This window comes from Sedimentitalea nanhaiensis DSM 24252 (assembly GCF_000473225.1).
Lineage (GTDB): Bacteria > Pseudomonadota > Alphaproteobacteria > Rhodobacterales > Rhodobacteraceae > Sedimentitalea > Sedimentitalea nanhaiensis.
The window spans coordinates 4,056,336-4,077,806 of sequence record NZ_KI421509.1; the positions used below are offsets into that span (position 1 = coordinate 4,056,336).

Below are 21,471 nucleotides of genomic sequence, written 5' to 3' on the forward strand. Positions count from 1 at the left end.
AAGCCATGCCAGTGGGCATCGAACAGCATCTCATGCGTTTGCAGCAGATAGGCCCGCACCAAGAAGGCGCGGCTGTGCGACAGCTTGATATGGGCGACCTGAAGCTTGATCCGCTCGCCGCCAACATAGGCCCAGTCCTCGCTCCAATCGAATTGAAACGCCTCGCCAGGCTGGAACACCAGCGGAACGAAGACCCCGCGGTCAGTCGTGTGATACGCGCGTTGCCGTTCACCCTTCCAGTCCCGCACAAAGGCCGCGACCCGCTCATATGAGCCATCAAAGCCAAGCTGCACCAGATCGGCATGCATCTGCTTGGCAGTCCGCCGCTCCTTGCGTGTTTTGCGCTGCTCAGACAGCAACCAAGCTGTCAGCTTCTCAGCATACGGATCCAGCTTGCTCGGCCGGTCCGGTCTCTGGAATTCGGGTTCGACAATCCCGGCCCGCAGATATTTCTTGATCGTGTTGCGAGACACGCCTGTTCGCCGCGCAATCTCGCGAATGGGCATCTTGTCTCGCAGCGCCCATTTCCGAATGACCCTCAAAAATCCCATGTCTACCACTCCAATAGCCCCCAGCTGAATCAAGCAGGGGCAAGGTTGCACATGGGTCAATTCTCAATGACAATTTCTGCAGTTGCCGGGTCAGTTCTCAGTGACAATCAACACTTGTAGGACAGGGTGAAATCCAGGTGGTCCTGCAAGTTCTTGCCGACACCCGGCAGGTTATGGCGAACCTTGATGCCATGTTTGGTCAGATCCCCGGGATCGCCGATACCGGACACCTGCAAGATCTGCGGCGACTTCAACGCGCCGCCACAGAGGATGACCTCACGCGTGGCATTGACGGCGATGTCCTGTCCCTGTCCGTTCATCTTGTAGATCACACCGGTCACGCGCTTGCCATCCAGGATCAGTTCCTTGGCGTGCGCCCCGGTAATCACCTTCAGGTTGGGGCGCTCCATGACGGGAAACAGATAGCCCGTGGCGGTCGAGCAGCGCGCGCCGTTCTTGTCCTTGTCGTGGAATTGCGTCACCTGATAAAGGCCGGCCCCTTCGTTGTCGCCCCGATTGAAATCGCGGGTTTCGCGATGCTGAAGCTGCGTTGCCGCCGTCACGAAATCGCGGCTGATCCGGCGCGGTTCCTTCTGATCCGATACCTGCAACGGCCCGTTTGCGCCATGCAGATCGTCGGTGCCGCGTTCATTGTTTTCCGCCTTGATGAAATAGGGAAGTACATCGTTCCAGCCCCAGCCATCGCAGCCCAGTTCGGCCCAGGTGTCGTAATCCTGACGCTGTCCACGCACATAAAGCATGGCGTTGATAGCACTAGACCCACCAAGCACCTTGCCGCGCGGCTGATATCCCCGGCGCCCGTTCAGCCCTTTCTGCGGCACGGTCTCAAAGGCCCAGTTGCCCAGCCTGAAAGGCTTGTTCGGCACAACGGCCACGGCGCCAGCGGGCATCCGATAGAAAATGCCGGTCCCGGGGCCACCGGCCTCCAGAAGGCACACGCGGGTGCCGGGATCTTCGCTCAGCCGGTTGGCCAGAACCGCCCCGGCGGATCCCCCTCCGACGATGACATGGTCAAACTTCATGGTACCTCCCTCATTCCCAGTATTGAAAAGAAGTTGGGCGCCGCATGGAAGAGCAGCGGCGGACAATAAATTGATATTTTCGGCCATGAAATCGATCCGTGCGGGCCTCGCGGTGGTATCTTACCGCGCCCCGGAAACCCGTTGCTTCATACTGCCCGGCGAACACCCAAATTCCTTCGTGAAAGCGCGAATGAAACTCGAAGGCTCGGAATACCCGATCCGCCAGGCAACCGATGACACGTCCATTCCCGCTGTTTTCAAAAGCTCGTGGCCGATCGCCAAACGGCTCTCCAGAAGAATTTTCCGAAAACTGGTGCCCTCATCCGAGAGACGTCGGCGCAATGTCCGTTCCGTCATGCCGAGCCTCGTGGCAACCGATCCTACGGTGTGATCGCCTTCTATCCCGGTCAATGCCGCCTCGCGCACCCGAGAGGTCCAGTATAGATCGCCGGAGTCCTCTTGCTTCAGCAACTGACGGCACTGGCGCAGGCATTGCTCCATGACTGCCGGATCATGCCGGGGCAACGGCTCATCCATCAGGGCGCCGGGAAGTTCGAGTGCGTCCCTAGCGCAATCGAGCGTTACAGCGATGCCAAGCATCTTTTCAATGGCGGCCGCAAGTTCGGGCGTATTCAGGGTTGTCTGGAGCGTGAGCTTCGATAGGGGGAAATCCGGCATCAGCCAGGTGCTGAAACCGGCCACGATGGTAAGCTGTCGTTCCAGCACGAAACCTTTGAGCCCGGTCGGCAATTTTCCGATGTCAAAGATCAGCCGCGGCGGGTCGCCGCGTTCGTCCAGATCGAGGGGCGCAATTATGAACGACAGGTTGGCGAAGGCTCTCGCTGTCCGCAGGCACGCACGAAAGGTCGGGCTGCTCTGGATGGCGTAGCCCCATATCCCAAACACCTCAGGCCGGAACCGCCGTCCGATCTCGACCCCCAGCCCCGGACGGTATGGTGCGAGCCTGAGAAAATTCCCTATCGCACGAAGCTCCTGCTCGAGCGGAACATGGGTATGTTCGCTGTAAAGATCAAAGGCGACAAGCCCTGTCCCCGCCAGGCACGCCTCGGCGGTGACGCCGTAATCGGGCGCCGCTTCGCACAGAATGCGCAAACTACCGGGCGATCTCTGGCCTGACATGTCTCTCATGGCACAAAGAATAAGTTGCAAGGCGGAGATTGCAAAAGGAATAGCAACGCCGCCCCATGACCCGGGTACTGGCGTCCGGCACGCACGCGTTCATCGCCACGCCTCGATATAACCGGCCGGACGCACTCTGCTTACGGCGCAACCATCTGGGGAAATGGAAGGCACAAGGAATATCTGATCGACGGCTTCGGCTACGCCGAGATCGCTCTTTGACCCCGGTTCGAGGCCGAAAGGGGAGTGGGCAATACCTGGGGGTCTCATGCCGCTATCTTGGCGTTTGAAACTGACAAACGCCCATCAAGAACGGCCGCTCGGGTGACGGCCACATTGTGAGCTCCGCGAGGCGACCATCTCATCCGGCGACATTTCCCCATGCGAGCGTTGCCGGTGTCATCGACACAGCCTTCTGCACGGGAAGTCGAGATCGGCAGGCCTTGGCGATCTCGCCGACCGCAGTTGGTCAATGATTCCATGCTGTTAGCGAGATAGCTGGAGAGGCTATAGCACCGCGCCAAGGCCCTCGATGCCGCTTCGCGAATCGCGGGGTCTGCTTTTGAAAACCTTGCACAATCGGCAATCCGCCATTGAAGATCGGTGCCAGCGGTCTGGATTTTGCCGTGCCAAAGATTCCATCGCAAACTCTCAGCCGGTTTCGTGAAGATTACGGGCATTCCTGGGAAGCTCTCGGCCTGAACTAGCCCCCTGATTGCGTTCTCAATATGCTGAACCCGTATCGAGATGTGCCCCAATCAAGGATGTGCCGCACTTTTCCATTGGTTGCGCCGCGGATTAGGTTTGGGAGCGCGGCCTCCCCGTCTGAAATCACGGTGACGGGACGCCGACCGTCCCACCCGAGGGTGCCCAAATCGCGCCGAAATTGGGAGGCAGGCGAGGTGGCGGCGAGGGGCGCAACGCCGAGACTGAGACGGCGAAGTTCGTGTGTCCGCTTTCCCCCTTCTCAGCAGTCGTTTCGACGATAATCCGGACTTCCATGGCGGCCTCCAGTAATTGATAAGCCGCGACACCTTAGCTCAAGACCCCCAGGTTGTGCCCACCCCCGAACTGGACGTTGGTCCGCGGATGGTTTGGCTTTGTTAGCCGGTGCTCGATCCCATTGGTTTCACAGATCATGTCGAACCGCATTGGTCTGGAATAGATGGCGTTCCGATTCCGAGGCTGTTCCGCAAACTGGACGCCATTGTCAGTCCGCCATTTCGCAACAGTCTTGACGTTGATGCCAAGCTCCCGGCTCAACGCCGCGGTCAAAGCGCCCCTCTCGCGCCATCGCTGCGCAATGCCCTGCCGGGCAGTGGATCGCTGTATGGCTGCTCGGATGGCGTGCGTGCCCTCCCGGCAGATTTGCCTTTGCAAATCGCCTGCCGGGTAACAGTGCGTGGCGCAGCCGTGACGGGCTTGTCCCATAATGCATCCTTCCATTCCCGCGAATGGATCGCACCATCAAACCATGGGATCAAACGCCTAACTATTGAACCAAACCCTCTCCGGTAAACCCGGGGCGGTTCAGACAAGTCATATTGTCCGTTTTTATGTTAGAATGAAACCGCAACCGAAGGAGGGGAATATGCGTTACATCACAATCACCACCTGGGAGATCGCCGACGGAACCGACTACAATATTTCTCTGCGCGCGATCGAGGAAAAACGCCTGCCCGCGCTAAAGAGTCTTGGGGCAAGCCGCATCACAGTGATACGCACCAGCGAACGGACGAGCGCCGCGATTACAGAATGGCCGGACAAGAGAACAAGGGACACAGCCGAGCTGAAGATCGACGAGGTTCGCAATTCAGTCCACAAAGAGGATATGGCGCGGATGACCGGGGAGATGAAGGGCGAAGTCGTGGCGGACGTTTAGCGCTAATCGATCTATCGGGTGTCTGGAGTAATTCTGAGTTGTTTCTGGGAATGCTGCAGCCCGCACGAATGGCCGCAACGCGTAAGCTGGACCGCTGCGTCTGGGACAGGCCCAAAGTCAGCGGGGCCGTTTGCAATCTCAACGCTGCCAATGACTGCGCATCCACCAGGGTCAGGACCCATTGGTTTGCGCCGCGCCGCATGTCTCACGGTTCGCACACGAGCGGGGACATGTCTGATATCTTCTGGCTGAGCGATGCGCAGATGACGCGCCTTGAGCCTTATTTCCCGAAGTCCCACGGCAAGCCCTGCGTCGATGATCGGCGCGTGCCGGGCGGCATTATCCTGATCGATTGCAATGGCTTGCGTTGGCGGGATGCGCCCAAAGAGTATGGACCCCAGAAGACCCTGTATGATCGTTGGAAGCGATGGCACGACAGAGGTGTTTTCACCGGGACGATGGCCGGGCTGGCCGCCGAACGCAGCGAAGAAAAGACCGCGATGAGCGATGCCGCATAGATAGGCTGCAAACTGGTCGAATATCCAGGACCACCTCTTTTGATAGCAAGCAGACCGTCATCCACCCCGCAGATCGAAAGTGTCTGATCTGGCGTGGCGATAAGGATATATCGGACGGGCAAAAGCGACGGAGACGCAAGAGGAGCGGTGGCTTAGATCTAACTGCGGCGTTTAGTTTATCGGTGATATCGACGCGTGGCTGGCCGCGCTCAATGTCGAGCTGGCCATGACCCACAAGCGGGACGTCTCGGCGGTATCGCTCCATGACGCAGAGACCGACAAAAACGTGCTCAAAGCTTGCATCGTGGGTTGCATGGCGCATTCGTGAGACAAGCCTTGATCACATCCGCAGAAAACCGGCAGAAAATACTGTCGGTTAGGAGCGTCGATGAATGAAACTGGTCTCCAAAAAGCCACGGGAAACGCGAAATGAAAGAGCGCGTAAACAGAAAATCAGATCGACCGCCGGTAAGCCGGCGGTCGACTATCATGTTCAGGCAGCTTTTGCCGCTTTCAACGAGGCGTAAAAAGCGCTTTCGAAGTTCATGTAGCCGGAAAAAGAAGCGGCATCCGCGAAGGGCAGGATCTGTGTCGCCCAGAATCCGCCGTAGCCGTTTTTTCGGTCGATCCAGTAGAACAGGTTCGCAAGCCCCGCCCAGCCAAGCGATCCTGCGGGGCGGCCTGTCGGCGCGTCCTCGTCGTTGACCATGAAGCTGAAGGACCAGGATTTGGACTGCCCCGGAAAGAACTCGGCGTCATTCGACAGGCTTGGGATGACCCCTGGCAACATACCGATCTTTTTGTCGCCGAGGTGGTTCCTTTCGGCCATGGCGACGGTCTCGGGCTTCAGGACGCGGCCATGCGGACCCATGCCGTCGTTCAGCCACATGCGGATGAAGCGCATGTAGTCGCCCACCGTGCCATAGAGACCGTGACCGCCCATGTGGACCTCTGGCGTGTCGGGCAGTTCAAACTCCATCGGGGTGAGAGCGCCGTCCTCGCCGCGGGCGTGCATCCCGGCGAGGCGGGAGCGCAAGCCACCGTTGAGCTCGAAGGTCATGTCTTCGATGCCCAGCGGGTCAAAGATCCGGGTCTGAAAGACTTCGCCCAGACGCTTGCCCGTGATACCTTCGACAACCTGCCCGGCCCAGTCCATGTTGGCGCCGTACATCCACTCTTCGCCGGGGTCGAAGAGCAGCGGTGTCATGAGCGCGGCCTTGGACGCGGTGATCACGCTGGGCTGGCCCTTTTCGTCGGCCAGACGTTTGTAGGTCTCGTTGAAGAAATCATAGCCGAAACCGGCTGTGTGCAGCAGCAGATCACGCGTCGTCACCGCCCGTTTGGGCGCCCGCAGGATCGGCTCTCCGGCGGTGTCGAAACCCTCGATAACCTGCAACTTGCCGATGTCGGAGGCATAGGTGCCGGCCGGGGCGTCGAGGTCCAGTTTACCCTCTTCGACCAGTTGCAAGGCGGCGGTCGCGGTGATCGCCTTGGTCGTCGAGAAGAGGGCGAAGGCACTGTCGGTCGTCATCGCCGCATCACCGTCAGTGCTGCGCAGACCGGCCGCGCCTTCGTAGATGTTGCTGTCACGGTCCGTGACCATGGCGACGACACCGGGGACGCCCGGCTCGGTCGAGACGGTGTCTAGCAGAATTGTGTCCGCGTTGAAGGGAAGTGTCATGGAATTGCTCCTGTAATGTCTGTGTCGGGGGTGCCTGGACTTGTCGGCGAGAATGAAAAGCCGGGCACCGGTCTGGGATTTCAGGCCGATTGCGGGGCCTTCACCCGGGTCTGCGCGAAGGATGCATAGCCACTGCGGGCGATCTCCTCGCACTTGGCGCGATATGTGCCGACACCTCCGGTGTAGGAAAGCACGCGGCGCGGTTTGCCCTCGATGTTGGCTCCGTTGTACCAGGAATCGGTTTTCGAGATCAGGTTGGCGCTTGCTGTCTCGTCATGATGCGCGACCCATGCGTCTTCTGTTTCAAGGGTGGGTTCGATCATGTCCTGGCCACTGTCTCGCATATATCCGATGCAGCCCGCAATCCATTCCGTCTGCTGTTGCAGACAGGTCGTCATGTTGCAAAGTGCCGCCGAGGGCGCCAGCGGCGCGCCGGTCATGAAGAAGTTGGGAAAGCCGTATTTCATCAGGCCCATCGTGGTGCGGATGTCCTTGGCCCATTCGTCGCGGATGGTCATGCCATTGCGCCCGGTGATGTTGATCCGGGTGAGCGCGCCAGAGCCCGCGTCAAAGCCCACCGCCATGATGATCACGTCCAGTTCATGGACCGTGCCATCCGCCAGCTTGACGCCTTGGGGGACGATCTCGGCGATCGGATTGTCTCGGACGCTGACCGCCTGCACATTATCGCGCAGATAGGCCTCCAGATAGTTGCTTTCGAGCGGGACCCTGTGGGTGCCAAAACCATAGTCGCCGGACTTGGGCACCAAAATATCGATCAGCGCCGGATCCTTCAGCCGTGCGCGCATCTTTTCGCGCACGAACTCTGACACTTCTTCACTAACCGCCTCGTCAAAGAATATCTCGGCGAACGACGCCAGCCAGAGCTTCAGCGATCCGTCGGCGTGCATTTCTTCCAGCACGGCGTGGCGTTGAGCGGGCGTCAGGTCGGCCCATGTGTTTTCGAAATCGTACTCGAACCCGGCGAAATGATGCGGCAGGTTGCTGCGCAATTCCTCGAACCGCCCTTTGTACCATGCAGCTTCTTCGGGTCCGTATTTCGGGTTTTTCATCGGCAGAACGTATTGTGGCGTGCGGACAAAAACCGTCAGTCGGTCGACCTCCGGCGCGATGGTCTGAATCACCTGGATGCCGGTGGCGCCCGTGCCGATCACGCCAACGCGTTTCCCCGCCATGTCCAGCCCTTCGCGCGGGTAACGCGCCGTGTGCACGATATCCCCCTCAAAGCTAGCCTGCCCGGGGAACCTATCCTGCAAGGGGGCCGACAACATGCCGGTGCAACAGACAAGGTATTGCGTATCGATCACGTCCCTTTGATCGGTTTCGACCGTCCAGCGGCCGGTATCTTCGTTGAAGGTGGCGTTGGTGACGGTGGTCGAGAATGACAGGCTGTCGCGCAGATTCAGGCTGTCGGTGACGTAATGCAACCAGCGCTCGATCTCGGGTTGTGCGGGAAAGCGTTCGCTCCATGTCCACCCCTTGTAGAGGCCTTCATCAAAGAGATACTGGTAGATATAGGCCTCGCTGTCGAATTTCGCGCCGGGGTAGCGGTTCCAATACCATGTCCCCCCCACATCTCCAGCCGCGTCGCAACCATGGACTTTCAGGCCCAGCTCGCGCAGTTGATGCAGTTGATAGAGTCCCGCCACGCCTGCGCCGATAACCAGCGCATCCAGTTGAGCAGGCACAGTTTTTCGGCCCGCCGAAACGGCAGTTTGTGTCGAATCTAACATAGATCTCCTCCCAGAGTGTGATGTCCGCCTCTTCGCGGTCGTTCGGTGTGTCGCGCTATGGGGCCTCACGGTCCAGAACAGCGACACGCTCTGAGCCTGCCGGATCAGGCAGGGTCTGTCTTGCACATTTCAGGGGGAAGATTTGAACAATCCGGACAAGGGCCGGGTCACAGACCCTTGCGATACTGCCCGGGTGTGACCCCAATCGCCTTGCGGAAACTGCGCGTCATGTGGGCCTGATCCGAATAACCGCACGCGGCCGAGATATCTTTGAGAGCCCGGTGCGGTTCACGCAGCATGGCGCATGCACGGTCCACCCGTTTGCCCTGGACAAAGGCATATGCGGATTTCCCGACACTGGCCCGCAGGTGGCGGTTCAGTGTCCAGACTCCGATTCCCAGCATGTCTGCCAGATCGTCCAGCGCCAGCGGTTCTGCAAGATGGGCCTCGATATAGTCTTCGAGACGGTTGAGATCGGATTGCGAAAGCCCCGCCAACCCGGGCGCAGGGCGCGTTTCAAACGATGCGTAGTTGCGCAGCAGATGCACGGCCAATTGCACAGACAGCGCCTCTGCATAGAGCGATCCGGCGGGCCCCCGCGACGCAGCCTCGGATGTCAGCTGATCCGCGATATGGTTGACCACAGGATCGGCCCCCTGCAACACATCATGCAAGACGACTTGCTTGACATCCTGCCCCTGCACATCGCGTGCCACGCGGGTCATCAACCCGTCTGTCAGGTAGAGGTGCGAAACAATCAGCCCCTCGGTCCAGTTCCAGTGCGATTGCATCGACCGCGATAGCAGTGAAAAATGGCCGGGAGCGCATTTCGTCCGCGTCCAATGGCCATCGAACTCACGATCCATCGGCGTACTGCCCTTGCGGTACTGGACAATCATGAAGGCATCCATCGGCGGAATTTCCACGTCCTGCCCGTGATAGCGGTAGGTGCGTTGCGACACATCTTTCCAGGCAAGTCCTTTGCTTTCGCACAGGACCTTGCCGGGCACCCAATCCGAAAGGTTGTCCGGATCTATGAGGCCCGCGTTTTGTTGCGTCATCGCCCGCGCATCGACAATCGTCTCCTCCTCACAGATCCAAGAAATACCCGCTCCAGCGCGAGCGGTCCCCGCCAGTGACTCTCGTATTCGTATGTGCCGGATGCCGAAGTCGCAGTCCGGTCTCCTCTTCGCGTAGCCAAAAAAGATAGTGGCATAGATTTTTCGAGTCAATCGAGAGAGATATTATGCAGGCCTTGGGGCTCCTTTTCTGCTTTTCGGCGACCCTCGATCAAGTCGTGGAGGACGATCATGGCAGTGATTTTCTGAGGATGGCTCATCAGGTCCGCAGACATGCGGGCGCAACCCATTGCCGCAAATACGTGCGGCAACTTTCCTCGTACACATAAACCTGGTGCACATAAAGAAGCGCCAAGCTTGTTGCGGCTTGCGCGCAGGCGCAATCTGCTGAGGCCTCCAAACCGCCCGACTTCGGGCAGGACGGTCACAGTAAACCGCCACCAGACGTAACGCTCCGGATCCCAACTGTTGTGCGCCGCCGATCCCGTGGAACCTTTCATACGTCCTGCATTGCCGAAAGAATTCAAGGACGCAGCCTACAGCGTCCGTTCTCCCTCCGCATTCGATCTGGCCTTCTTGCGCGCGGATCCGCTGCGATCGGGGTCAGCGCCGTATCGAGATCGCCACCACGGGTTTTCCCGAGCGTTTCTCGCCGATGGCACCGGATACCGGCACCATGTATTGCAACTTCGCCCAAACCGATCCGCAAGAGAAAAACGACACGCTGCCGGTCAAGGATGCCAAATCCGAGCAGAGCCAGGCTATCGCCAGACGCCGACCATGCACAAACATTCGAAACGAACCGCTCGCTGGGGGCGGACCATTCCGCCTCAAGCAGCTCTCTCTGGCCAGCGCCCTCTTTTCAGGTCCTGAGACTTAACACCGACTGTCCAAGACGAATTTTCTGCGCGTTGTCTGAAGGCGGTCTCAAAGTACCTTGTCCCATTGCCAGGTGTCGAACCATCTGAGGAGCGGCAACACTGGTACCGTTAAGAAGGACCCGCGATCCGGATCGCGTTCCGGCAGCCAGAACGCCAGGCAGGACCTTCGAGAATTCGCTCTGCGCGCTGCCGTCGATCTGTTCGACGCCATCGTCCAACGGGGCCGCCGAATAGTCCGCAGCGCGCAACTGGCCGGTCGCGTCCAGCCCAACATACCCACCGACGACCCAAAGAACTCGTGTATTTTCAATGTGGCGTTCGCCCGTCGAGATGGCATTGACGGTTCCCGCCCGCCGGATGAGGCTGGGGGCTCCTGCGGGATCCTCGGTGACGGGCCGACCCTGCTCGTCCCGATCGACGTAGCCGGGATCGGAAAAATAGCTTTGCCGCCCGCCATCGCGAAATCCATAGGGGACATCGTCGCGCAGCACATAGGCATCGATCCGGTCCGGCGTCGCGCCTGGCACTTGAACTGATACCTGCCAATCTCCTGCGGGTGCGGCAGTGCCGCCCGTTGACCCCGGATCGCTGGGAGCCAGGGCAAGTGTCAGAATCGTCACGCGCCCGGAGACCTGGCGTGCGGACACCCGCCCTATCAGGGAGGTATTCAGCCCCAGGAGTTGTGGCCCCTCAAGCGGGTCTTCGATTGGGACAGACAGTCTTGCACACAGCGGTTGCAATTGTCCCGGAGGGGTCAGGCAAAAATCAACACCGTCTATGGAACCGCGTTCGGCTACGATGCGCATTTCGAGGAAGTTCGAGGTGGGATCGGCAGGCTGGATATGCCATGTTACCGACAATTCCTTGGCGCAGGGGAGGCTTTGGGCATGGCCCCGCGCCATGTTGCGATTTCCCGCAGCCACGACGACCACTGGCGGTCGATCAGCACCCGTCTTTTCGACATGTCGCGCCGCCAACCGATGCACGGTTTTCTCGAGCTGATGCCCCCCCATGCGCGGCCCCCCGGAAAGTCCGAAGCTGAAATTGACATAGACCTGAGGGGGCACGCCGTGTCCGCACGTCAGCCAGCGCGCCCGGTCTAGAATGTACTCTAGCCCAAGGACAAACGGCAGCGCCAACATGGACCCCGAGGTTTCCCGTGTCACCTCGGGTGGCAAGGTCACGACAATGATCGGATAACGCGCACCTACCGGGTCAAACGGATCCATTCCCGCGGCCAGATCCAGAACATGCGTGCCATGGCTTGTGCGTTGCGCAAGCGGCCGAAACCCCGGGCGTTCGAAATCCGCCCCGATCTGGCGCAGCAGTGCGTCCTCGTCATCCCCCGCTTCGATCTGCGCTGCTTCTATCTGGCCGCGATGCCACTCTGCACCAAACGGAAGCTGGCCCTGACTCTGCGCCCCCTGCAACCATGCAAAGGCCACGCGACTTGCCGTCCTGCCAGAGCGAAAACGCTGGTGAAAGATATTCACACCGTGATCGATGATTCCGATGACGGCCCGGGGCGGTGCCGCATCCGGACTGCGCATCGCATCGTCCGATGGCGCGCCTAACCCATTCCGCGCCCCCAGGTCCGCGTCGCGCAAAACGCCATCTGCCGGAACGGGTAGAACATAGACACTCGGATCATCGATATCGTCTTTGATCGAACGCAGCAACGGTCCTAAAAAGGCATCGCTGAACAAATGGCCAGAGCCGGCCCGGCCCTGAACGCCCGGCACCTCCCTGGCCTTGAAAGCACCATTTGCCGAAGCGTCAAACCCATCGCCGTCAATTGCCATGGAATAGAGAGAGGCCTCAGCCTCTGTCAGCCCGCCAGCCGCCAAGAACGGGCTGTGCTGCCGGAAAAGCCATGCGCTGACAGGTTCCAGTGCCGGGTGCGGGGCGATTTGCAAATCGGCCGCGCGGGCGTCCAGTTCTTGTTCCGAGAGCCATTGATAAGCCATATCACCGGCTCCATTCCTGTCGCGCCTCTGTCCAAAGCCAGCGCAGAATACCTGAGGTATCCGTAGCGATCGAGTCAGGTAGAAAACGGGTGATTTCGACACCATCATCTGTCGTGAAATCCTGCCGTTGTGCGTCTTTCCAGACGCGCGACGCATAAAAATCTGCATGCCGAATGCCCCGCCCGTCAAACCGGACCGCAAAGATGTCGCCGGGATCCCCTGCGCGGCGCGCGATCACATCTGCAACCGCAAATCCCAGCACCGCCCCGGCAAAGCTGTCAGCGGGAAAATGTACTCCGGCCACTGTGCGATTGACAGCGATACGGGCCGCCATGTGGATCAGTTTCGCGTCAAGATCTTCGGTTTTGAACTCAAGCGGAACCAGCCGCTGCAGCGCGCCCGCAATGGCGAAGGCTTCGGTGGCGTGCCCGCTGGGCAGGGTGCTGTGTCCCGGGGTCGGGATCATCGGCTGAATCTGCGACGAAAGCGCATCGGGGCGCCGACATGCCAGCAGATGCTTGCAATGCTGCGCCACGTGCAGCGCGCAATCCTGCGCAAGTCCCAGCACATGCCGCGTCAGCGGCATGCGCCCCATGTCAAGCGGCATAAGCCGCGCAAAATAGCCCAGTGTTCCAGCCGCCTGATCGGTGACTTCGGCCATCCGGTCCGGACGCAGATCGGCATAATCATTCACGATCCGTGCCTGAATCGCAAAGTCTTCGGCCTCGGGCGCGATCAGCCGCGCCAGCGGCACCACCGCGATCTGTTCTGGGTTCCTGAAATCCAGCAGATGCACAATCGCCGCACCTTCGACAGGGTCGAAGCTGTAGGTCAGTCGCGACAGGATTTCATTGTTCAGCACAACCTGCCCGCACCAGTCCGGCCACGCGCGCATGTTTTCTGCCGCACCCGGTGATCGTTTAGGCGGATCAATAGTGCCTTGCCAGGGACCGACAATCCCATCTCTTGCCGTGAGCAGCCCCATCGGGCTGGCCGGCGTGCCTTGCAGGCTTTGAAGCGATTGCAGCGACTGGAGGCTTTGCAGGCTCTGCAAGGATTGCAGCGATTGAAGGGATTGAAGGCTCTGGAGAGACTGCAGAATTGGCACGGTTCGATATCCTTCGTCTAAATGTTCAGTTGGCCGGAATACCGGCCTTTTTCAGCGCATCGCCCAACCTGTTACCCAGATCGCTCTGACCAGCAGGATGATCGCGCAAGTAATTGCTAACCGTCAGGCCCGGATCGACCAGCAGCAGTTCGGCTGCGGCGGTGCGCGCTTCGACCTCGCGCCCGCCAAGTTGCAGTCCGATCACCCGGCAGCGATGCGCAGACAGATGATTGGGGTTACGCCGCAGCGACGCCTCGGCCATTTCCACGGCTTGCCCATAACGCCCGCCGACAACATAGCTACCGGCGCTGAGCGTCTGGAAAAACGGTTGCCGGGGATCGCGCGGCGACAGCGCATAGGCGCGCTCTGTCAGCCTGACAGCCTCGGTGCCTTCGCCGCGAAACGTCGCAAGGACCGAGGCCAGATGGTTGATCATCGCGCTGCTTGGATTGATCGCTTGCGCCGCAGAAAAGCGCCGCGCCGCGCTCTCGAAATCCCCGTACAGGATCGTATGAATGTTACCGTCGATGGCCAGAGACAATGGGCAGACCGGGTTAAGATCCAGTGCGGCCGCAATGGCCGCGCGCGCCTGTCGCCGGTCCTCCTCAGGGTCCGGACTCCACTTTTGAAAAACCCGCAGAAGATGCCACTGAGCAAGCCAGGCCAAGGGTTCTGAATGACCGCGGCAGCGTCGAGCAACCTCGCGTAGCTGGGCCTCGGCGCGTCGGAAATATGGATATTCAAACGCATGCATCAGCGAAACGCCCGACATCATCAGACTGTGCGCCTGCAATCGCGGCAGGGGTATTGTCACGCTTGCCGCCACCGATCGGGACATGATCAACCTAAGCGACTGTCCCACGACATGCCCGACCAGCGTATCGTCGCCAGCCAGAAAGCCGCGGAACCCGATCTTGTGCGTGTCGGACCAGATTGCCCTTTGCGCGGTCAGGTCATAGAGCGTCACGCTGACAGTCAGCGAGTCATTGATCTGTCTGCACTGACCGGTGACCGCATAGTCTGCTTTCAGGCTGTCCGCGGAAGACATCGGCGCACCGTGACCGTCCGCAACCGCACGCGCCGAAAAATGCGAAATAGCGTCGATAAGTTGAGATCTCGCAAAACCCGACGTGATTTCGTGTGCGAGCGCGTCCCCAATGCCGCTTCGAGCTGCTTGCGCGATCTCCCCAAACGGCCAAACTACAATGCGTGGCAACACCGTTTGCGTCGGCTGTGGCACAGATTGCGCGAACAACGCGGCACGGCCCGCGACCGATTGGCGCTGATCGCGCAACCAGTCCTCGAATCCTTCCTGCGCAAGATCAAAGCCTTCAAGCAACTCCCCATCCTCCGGGTTGCCCCTCAACTCGACGCATCCCGGTCTTAGCCCGATTGTATCCGTGGCAACTTCAAACAGGTCCTGGAACTCCGCTCCGAACGTTTGTTTGACCGCGTGCAACAACTGTCTCAGGTTCGCACGTCCGCGCACAGGGTCGCTGTCCGACCAAAGCTTGTCGATAAGCCAAGCGCGGTTGCGCCGCATGTCCGGGGCCGAAGCCAGCAAGGCGACCAGTGCTTTTTGCCGGCCGCCTGGAATCCGCAATTGCGACCCATCGGAAAACCCAATGGAGAGCGCGCCGAACAGGCGCACAACCAGATATGTTCCGAGACATTCGGACATGGCGTCATGTTCAGTTCTTGTACACGTACTAATCTAGTTAGAGCAGAGCGACGAGTTGTAAAAATGCACTTTGAGGTTGCGCCAGATCGCTTCTGATAGCAAGCGCAGGCATAGATCCATACACGGCGTCAGCAAGCGCGCGTTGTTGCGCAAAGCAGGAAATCGCCACCAAAACGCCGTTTCCCCCAACATTTTTCACATGGCGCACACCAGCCTGACAGTCAGTTGACACCCATCTGACGTCCGTCTGACGCCTCACACCTCAACATATCCTGGCGTCAAATGTTCTGACGAAACACTTCTTGAAGGATATGAACGATGAATATTTTTGGTACCCCACTGGCCGATCTTCTGACCGGCACCCCTTTCGCCGACAATATCTTCGGCTACGGCGGCAATGACACGATCAACGGCAATAACGGAAACGATACCCTCCGTGGCGGAGGCGGAGACGACGTGATCAATGGCGGGGCCGGCAACGACCTTATCTTCGGTGGGTCCGGCAACGATGTCATTGATGGAGGCAACGGCGTCGACCGGATCTATGGCGGCGCGGGCAATGACACGATCCGCGGCGGGTTCGACCAGGATTCCGTGCTTGATGGCGGGTCGGGTCATGATACCATCGACTACAGCTATACCAGCAATGCATTCCGGATCGACCTGGCAGCCTCGACTGCGAACAACCTGTCCGCGCCCGGCTCGGAAACCATCAGCAGTTTCGAAAGCGCGATCGGCTCGCGCGGCAACGACCGGATCTATGGCACCGGTGGCAGCAACACCCTGCGTGGCGATGACGGCAACGATTACATCGACGGCCGCGGGGGCAATGACAGGCTTTATGGCGGTGACGGCTTTGACCGGCTATATGGTCGTGACGGTGCCGACCGCCTGGAAGGCGGAGCAGGCAATGACACGCTCAGGGGCGGCGCGGGCAATGACCGGCTGTATGGGCAGGATGGACATGACCGGCTCTATGGCGAAGATGGAACCGATGTCCTGAGTGGTGGCGACGGTGCCGACTATCTGATTGGCGGTGACGGCAATGACAGCCTGTTCGGCGGTGCAGGCAATGACCGGCTTTGGGGTGAAAACGGTGTCGACTATCTGTACGGCGGCAGCGGCAACGACATCCTCAGCGGAGGCTTCGGTGCCGACGGCATCCTGCACGGTGGCACCGGCGTCGATACGGTTGACAATTCCTACAGCGCGCACCGCTGGAGCGTGGACCTGATCAACGGGACCGCGACCAATTTGACCGTTGGCGGAACCGAGACACTGGTCAGCATCGAAAACTACAACGGCAGCAGCGGCCGCGACCAGGTCGCCGGTACCAATGGAGAGAACACCATATGGGGCCGCGACGGCAACGACTGGCTGCGCGGCAGGGGCGGTGACGACAACCTCTACGGCAATGACGGTGACGACGATCTTTTCGGTGGCTCCGGCAATGACCGCCTGTTCGGGCATGACGGCAATGACGACCTGTATGGGGAAAACGGTGATGACGTCATGAACGGCGGTGCCGGCGCAGATGTGTTGCGCGGGGGCGAAGGCAACAACGAACTGACGGGTGGCGATAATGCCGACACGTTTGTCTTTGATGCTGCGTCTCTTGCCTCGGCCGCTGGCGACGTCACCACGATCACCGACTTCACCCATCAAGAGGACATATTGCGGTTCCTCGGTGCCAGAGGGGCAAACGGTGATGTCATTGACAGCGTGGCCGACCTGGACACCAACAGCGACGGGTTCATCAGCGGAGCCGATGACAATTGGACCGTCGACAAATATGCGCTCGTTTTTGACGGCAATAGCTTTTTCTACACGGGCGATTTGCGGTTCGAAGGATGGACCGGCGACCTGGTGCTGGAGGATGCGATAAGCATCGACATCAACGCCGGCGGTCAGGATTTCCTGTTCGTCGCATAACGGCAAGGAGGCGGCAGAACTCATTTAGGGACTTGTGCCGCCCCACGTCTTTGCAGGAGTTAGACTGTAGATATCGGCGGGCTCTCGGTACAACTCCCGTAATTTAACAGCTTTGGGATGAGCGTTGTTGCATGGATCTGAAATTGACGGGTTTGGCCGCCGTTTGATTTCATCAGGATGCCGTAAATGCCCCACAAATTCAACGCTCATCCCCGTGCAGGGATCCCGAAGCGAAAGCATCGCGTATCAAAATCAGACGATTTCAAATCTGAAAAATAGAACTCATTTCTCCATATAAAATTCAATGACTTTAATGGTTTAAGATGCCCGTTCCATCCAGGCCATGCATACGCGACGAAGCCGCGGCCTTTGCGTAAGATAAGAGTTTCATCAGGCCCGAAGACCCGATCGGCACGCCTGTCCGCCGTCACATAAAATGGGACGTCAGAGCGGGATGAGCATTGGAGGTTCTGGTTCGTTTGCGTGATTGAGTATGCTACCATCGCGGTGGTCACGGGGGCCAGCCGGCCATGACGGCCAACTTCGTCCCGGGGCAAAAAAGATGATTTACTTCGTGAGAACGCTTCAGCCACATCGCGCAGTCAAGAACATGGGCTATGGCGGGGAAACCGTTCCAGTGTGAGGGCCAATAATAGGACGGATTAGCCTTGACGGCATTCGTCATTGCGCAAGCACAGTTTGCATTTCGCACATACTTCAAGCACTCAGGCCCGCAAGTAATCAATAGGCAGGCGACTCCTGATGCATACAAGGCGTTTCCATCTTTCAGGCTTCCTTCCGGTGCTTCCCCAGCCAACCGGACCAGACGCATGGCGCGCCGCTCTCGGTGCGTGCTTCGGCATCGGTCTCTGCGCGTTCCTCGTGTCTGCCTTCCCGAGCGATCACGCGCCACATCTTGCCCTGATCGCGCCTCTCGGAGCCACGGCCGTCCTCGTCTTTGCGGCTCCAAACGCGCCCCTCGCCCAGCCGTGGTCCGCAGTTGTCGGGAATACGCTCTCTGCCCTGATCGCGGTGGGTGTCTTGTCGGTTTATTCCGGACCATGGGCCGCACCTCTGGCCGTGGGGTTGGCCATTTTCGCAATGATGTTTGCCCGTGCCCTACATCCGCCGGGCGGCGCGGTCGCCTTGCTGGCCGCCCTCGACCCTGTCCCGGTCCTGGAGACGGGCTTCCTCTATGCCCTCGTACCGGTTAGCGCGATGACAGCGCTTCTGGTCATGTCAGCAATCCTGTTCAACCGGCTGAGCGGGCGTGTCTACCCGTTTCGACAGGCGGGCGACGAGGTCCGGCTGGGCCTTTCCGCAGACGAACTGGCGGCGCTTCTGCATGACTACCGACAAGCTTCGAACATCGGTGTGACAGATCTCGGACGGCTGCTTGTAGCTGCGGACCGGGAGGCGGAAAATCACCGTTTCGATACCGTCAATCTCAGGCCCGTGCCACAAATCTCCACCAGGGGAAAGTGCGGCGGCTGACAGCCGTGACCGCTGATAGCCGGGATCAAACCCAGGCGATCAATCTGTCGGCCTGTTCTTTACAATCCGGGCGCATGTGCCTGAAATGAAATAAAAAGGCGGGAGCCGGATCGCGCGCAACGCCGGCCAGATCTGCATCGGGCTCAATGATCGGATGCAAGGCATGGAGAGGCCATAGCTTTCCTATGCTCAGACGCTTCAAGGGCGGCGACCGTGACCGACAATGCCTCCCTGGGCAAGGCCGTATTGGCCGAACCCTTGGCTGTCAGTTGGCACGCTGTACGGCTTGCACTGGAGGCGCTGCCAAAGGGGCGGGACATACGCACACCGGCGATCGGTGGCAGCGCGTTTGGGCTGGCAGGGACCCTGGCGTTTGGCGCGATGGACGTCAGCGACATACAATTGTCGAGGCGAACCAAGCCCACCGTGCTTTTCTTGTGGACCCGTGTCAGCAAAACGCTGTCGTCCCAAACAATGCGACCCATGAATTGATCGTTGGCGCCGTTGGACATTCTGCCAGCCATGAAGCAATCTCTGCTTTGGCACCGCCGGGTGTCTTGGAGCGGGTCGAAACACGCGCGTTGTCAGATGGAGCCGACGCCTTTAGAAAACGACGGACGTGCCCCATGCGGCGCCGAGAGGCATCCCGACACCCTGGGTGCAGCCCGTCGTCCCTAGCGGAGAACGAAGATGTATCGAAAATCTCTGGTCCCGCTGGCGCTTGACCACCGAGTCTCGGTACGGGCCGACCGCGATGAAGACACCGTTAGAAAGGCTTTCGGGCCTGCGCACCACGAACCCCAGGAAAAGGTACAAGAGTTCGAAGGCGTTTCCACCGAGATCGTGTCTGGACACACCGCGCGCGCGATCATCAACCACGCGAATGCGAACACCATAGATTGCATCGTGAACGGGGCCCGCAAACCCGGGCTCAGCGACTATTTTCGCGGCTCGACGGCATCGTGCGTCATACGCCATGCATACACGTCGACCTCGGTTCTTAAACCCACCAAAGCGCTCATCGGTGCCACCCAAGAAAGGCAATCCCAGGATGAACATCCACAGAAAGATCGCGGATGATCTTGTCGCCAACGATGTATCTTTCGTCACCACAGTTCCTTGCAAACAGCTGGCCGGTGTGATCGACGAAATCGAGCAACGCGACGACATCTTTCACATTCCCGCCAACAAGGAAGACGAAGGCATGGGCCTCTGCGCCGGTGCCTTCATGGGCGGCAAGCGCCCTGCAATCATCATGCAGAACACCGCCATTGGCGTGACCATCAACACGCTCGCCACGCTGACACAGTTTTACCGCATGCCGCTGCCGATGATCATCTCCTACCGGGGTGAATTGCGAGAGCCGGTCGCCTGTCAGGTCGAGATGGCTGTGCACACCAAAGCGCTGCTGGCCCAGATGAACATCCCGACCTATCATTTCCATTGGCAGAAAGATGTCGAGGAGTTCGACAACATCCTCAAATACACCTTCATGTGCAACAAACCCGTGGCGATCCTGACTGACGCCAACTTTTGGGGAGGCTACGGCGAGCAATGATCCGTTCCGAAATTCTGCGTGAAATCGCACCCATTATCCGCGACCACCTCGTCGTTTGTAACATCGGCCTGCCCAGCCAAGAGCTGCACATGATCGATGACCAGCCGACCAATTTCTACATGCTTGGCACCATGGGATTGTCATCATCCATCGGATTTGGTCTGGCGCTGGCACAGGACAAGCCTGTCATCTCGATTGACGGCGACGGCTCTGTTCTGACCAACCTTGGCACATTGCCCACAATCGCCAACAACGCGACCGGCAATTACACACTGCTGATTATCGACAACGGATCCTACGGCTCTACCGGCGATCAACCGACCTATGCGGGGCGCAAGACTTCGCTGGCGGCTGTGGCCAGGGCATGTGGCTGCGATAACGTGTTCGAGGTGCAGGCCAAAGACCTTGGCCCCGTGTTACAGGAGGCCATCGACAACAACGAAATGACGATTTTGGTCTGCAAGTGTGACAGCGGCAATATCAAGGTGCCCGTCATCACGATGGACCCGGTTGTCATTCGCCACCGTTTCATGGAAGCCGTTGCGAAATGATGCGCGCTTGTGAGCGCGCCGCCTGATGGACGCACCCGCGGAAATCGTCGCTGAACTTGTTGCTGCTCATCATGGCCTCTTTGCCTCAAAATTTGCGAAGAGGGCATCCGCAATAGACGGGGTTGTTCATATTGCTGTTCATCGCCTTCGCTCAGGTGACCGCGAACATCCTGAATAACGTGGTGGTGCCAGCATATACGCTGACAAAACGTTCAAGATTGGCTTCAAGAAACCGGCGGTCATCGTCCGCTTGCGGCATCCTGCACGTTTCCGCGAGAGTTGGTCAAAGATAAGTCGGCTGCGGGTTTAAGCCTGTTCACCAGGCGTACTTTGTAGTCCTGCGCCCAGTTTTCACGATCTTGGTCGTCGACTATTATGTGTTGCGACGTCAGGCGCCGGATATCGACAGGTTTTACAACGAGAGCGGATTCTATAGGTGTGTCGATCCCGCCGCGATCATCGCAATGGTGATCGGCGTGGTGATGGCGCTGATCTTTTCGAGCATCTGGTGATACGCCAGCCTGGCTCCAGCGAGTCTGAACAGGCTGAGCGGGGCAAAGAGGGAAGCCCGCCGGTGCCCGGACAATTCCGTACCCGGTCTCGGCCAGGAGAGGAAGGCGGCACGGATTGTGCGCAGAATTATGGGAATTG

General features: G+C 59.2%; 16 protein-coding genes and 5 pseudogenes. 9 read left to right on the forward strand and 12 right to left on the reverse strand.

Features of this window, described 5'->3' with window-relative positions; genetic code table 11:
• The 5 genes and pseudogenes from istA to NANH_RS29910 form a co-directional block, all read right to left on the reverse strand.
• On the reverse strand, positions 1 to 551 hold a 551-nt coding region (istA, locus tag NANH_RS26900; protein WP_154665591.1), incomplete at its 3' end, for an IS21 family transposase.
• 113 nt (positions 552 to 664) lie between these two features.
• Positions 665 to 1,594: pseudogene (locus tag NANH_RS26905) on the reverse strand (GMC family oxidoreductase); the annotation flags it as partial.
• A gap of 120 nt (positions 1,595 to 1,714) precedes the next feature.
• The gene (locus NANH_RS0122085; RefSeq protein ID WP_161631380.1) at positions 1,715 to 2,734 is read right to left on the reverse strand and encodes an AraC family transcriptional regulator; all 1,020 of its coding nucleotides are present in this window, start codon (positions 2,732 to 2,734) and stop codon (positions 1,715 to 1,717) included.
• Between the two features lie 266 nt (positions 2,735 to 3,000).
• Positions 3,001 to 3,659, reverse strand: a pseudogene (locus tag NANH_RS29435) (ISKra4 family transposase); the annotation flags it as partial.
• A 146-nt stretch (positions 3,660 to 3,805) separates the two neighbouring features.
• A pseudogene (locus NANH_RS29910) lies at positions 3,806 to 3,949 on the reverse strand (IS481 family transposase); the annotation flags it as partial.
• Between the two features lie 376 nt (positions 3,950 to 4,325).
• Here NANH_RS29910 and NANH_RS0122095 point away from each other — a divergent pair.
• A complete protein-coding gene (locus NANH_RS0122095; protein ID WP_139236632.1) occupies positions 4,326 to 4,616 on the forward strand; it encodes a hypothetical protein in 291 nt (96 codons plus the stop codon).
• A 230-nt stretch (positions 4,617 to 4,846) separates the two neighbouring features.
• A pseudogene (locus tag NANH_RS0122100) lies at positions 4,847 to 5,128 on the forward strand (transposase); the annotation flags it as partial.
• Between the two features lie 499 nt (positions 5,129 to 5,627).
• Here NANH_RS0122100 and NANH_RS0122105 read toward each other — a convergent pair.
• The 7 genes from NANH_RS0122105 to NANH_RS0122140 form a co-directional block, all read right to left on the reverse strand.
• A complete protein-coding gene (locus tag NANH_RS0122105; protein ID WP_027264004.1) occupies positions 5,628 to 6,815 on the reverse strand; it encodes a serine hydrolase domain-containing protein in 1,188 nt (395 codons plus the stop codon).
• Positions 6,816 to 6,895: 80 nt separating this feature from the next.
• On the reverse strand, positions 6,896 to 8,569 hold the full coding sequence (locus NANH_RS0122110; protein WP_051372549.1) for a flavin-containing monooxygenase: 1,674 nt from the start codon (positions 8,567 to 8,569) through the stop codon (positions 6,896 to 6,898).
• Between the two features lie 167 nt (positions 8,570 to 8,736).
• A complete protein-coding gene (locus tag NANH_RS0122115; protein ID WP_027264006.1) occupies positions 8,737 to 9,630 on the reverse strand; it encodes a helix-turn-helix domain-containing protein in 894 nt (297 codons plus the stop codon).
• A 167-nt stretch (positions 9,631 to 9,797) separates the two neighbouring features.
• Complete coding sequence (locus tag NANH_RS28725; protein ID WP_139236634.1) at positions 9,798 to 10,148, reverse strand: hypothetical protein; 351 nt, start codon at positions 10,146 to 10,148, stop codon at positions 9,798 to 9,800.
• A gap of 362 nt (positions 10,149 to 10,510) precedes the next feature.
• Positions 10,511 to 12,496, reverse strand: a complete 1,986-nt coding sequence (locus tag NANH_RS0122130) for a S8/S53 family peptidase (RefSeq protein ID WP_027264008.1) — start codon at positions 12,494 to 12,496, stop codon at positions 10,511 to 10,513.
• Position 12,497: 1 nt separating this feature from the next.
• Complete coding sequence (locus tag NANH_RS27605; protein ID WP_051372550.1) at positions 12,498 to 13,391, reverse strand: phosphatase PAP2 family protein; 894 nt, start codon at positions 13,389 to 13,391, stop codon at positions 12,498 to 12,500.
• Between the two features lie 238 nt (positions 13,392 to 13,629).
• On the reverse strand, positions 13,630 to 15,285 hold the full coding sequence (locus NANH_RS0122140; RefSeq protein WP_027264009.1) for a hypothetical protein: 1,656 nt from the start codon (positions 15,283 to 15,285) through the stop codon (positions 13,630 to 13,632).
• Between the two features lie 318 nt (positions 15,286 to 15,603).
• Here NANH_RS0122140 and NANH_RS26915 point away from each other — a divergent pair, with 318 nt between their 5' ends.
• From NANH_RS26915 to NANH_RS29450, 7 genes and pseudogenes are all read left to right on the forward strand, one after another.
• The gene (locus NANH_RS26915; RefSeq protein ID WP_051372551.1) at positions 15,604 to 17,217 is read left to right on the forward strand and encodes a calcium-binding protein; all 1,614 of its coding nucleotides are present in this window, start codon (positions 15,604 to 15,606) and stop codon (positions 17,215 to 17,217) included.
• Positions 17,218 to 17,979: 762 nt separating this feature from the next.
• Positions 17,980 to 18,711 carry an HPP family protein gene (locus NANH_RS26920; RefSeq protein ID WP_081710513.1) on the forward strand — a complete coding sequence of 244 codons (732 nt, stop codon included), beginning with the start codon at positions 17,980 to 17,982 and terminating at the stop codon, positions 18,709 to 18,711.
• A 213-nt stretch (positions 18,712 to 18,924) separates the two neighbouring features.
• Positions 18,925 to 19,203, forward strand: coding sequence for a hypothetical protein (locus tag NANH_RS29000; protein WP_027264010.1), 279 nt, complete (start codon positions 18,925 to 18,927; stop codon positions 19,201 to 19,203).
• Positions 19,204 to 19,401: 198 nt separating this feature from the next.
• Positions 19,402 to 19,791 (forward strand): universal stress protein, encoded by a 390-nt coding sequence (locus tag NANH_RS28165; RefSeq protein ID WP_074920804.1) that lies wholly within the window; start codon positions 19,402 to 19,404, stop codon positions 19,789 to 19,791.
• Positions 19,763 to 20,269 carry a sulfopyruvate decarboxylase subunit alpha gene (gene comD, locus NANH_RS0122170; protein WP_027264012.1) on the forward strand — a complete coding sequence of 169 codons (507 nt, stop codon included), beginning with the start codon at positions 19,763 to 19,765 and terminating at the stop codon, positions 20,267 to 20,269. The genes NANH_RS28165 and comD overlap by 29 nt, the downstream gene beginning before the upstream one ends.
• On the forward strand, positions 20,266 to 20,820 hold the full coding sequence (comE, locus tag NANH_RS0122175) for a sulfopyruvate decarboxylase subunit beta (RefSeq protein WP_027264013.1): 555 nt from the start codon (positions 20,266 to 20,268) through the stop codon (positions 20,818 to 20,820). The genes comD and comE overlap by 4 nt, the downstream gene beginning before the upstream one ends.
• A 332-nt stretch (positions 20,821 to 21,152) precedes the next feature.
• Positions 21,153 to 21,332, forward strand: a pseudogene (locus NANH_RS29450) (cytosine permease); the annotation flags it as partial.
• Positions 21,333 to 21,471 lie beyond the last annotated feature (139 nt).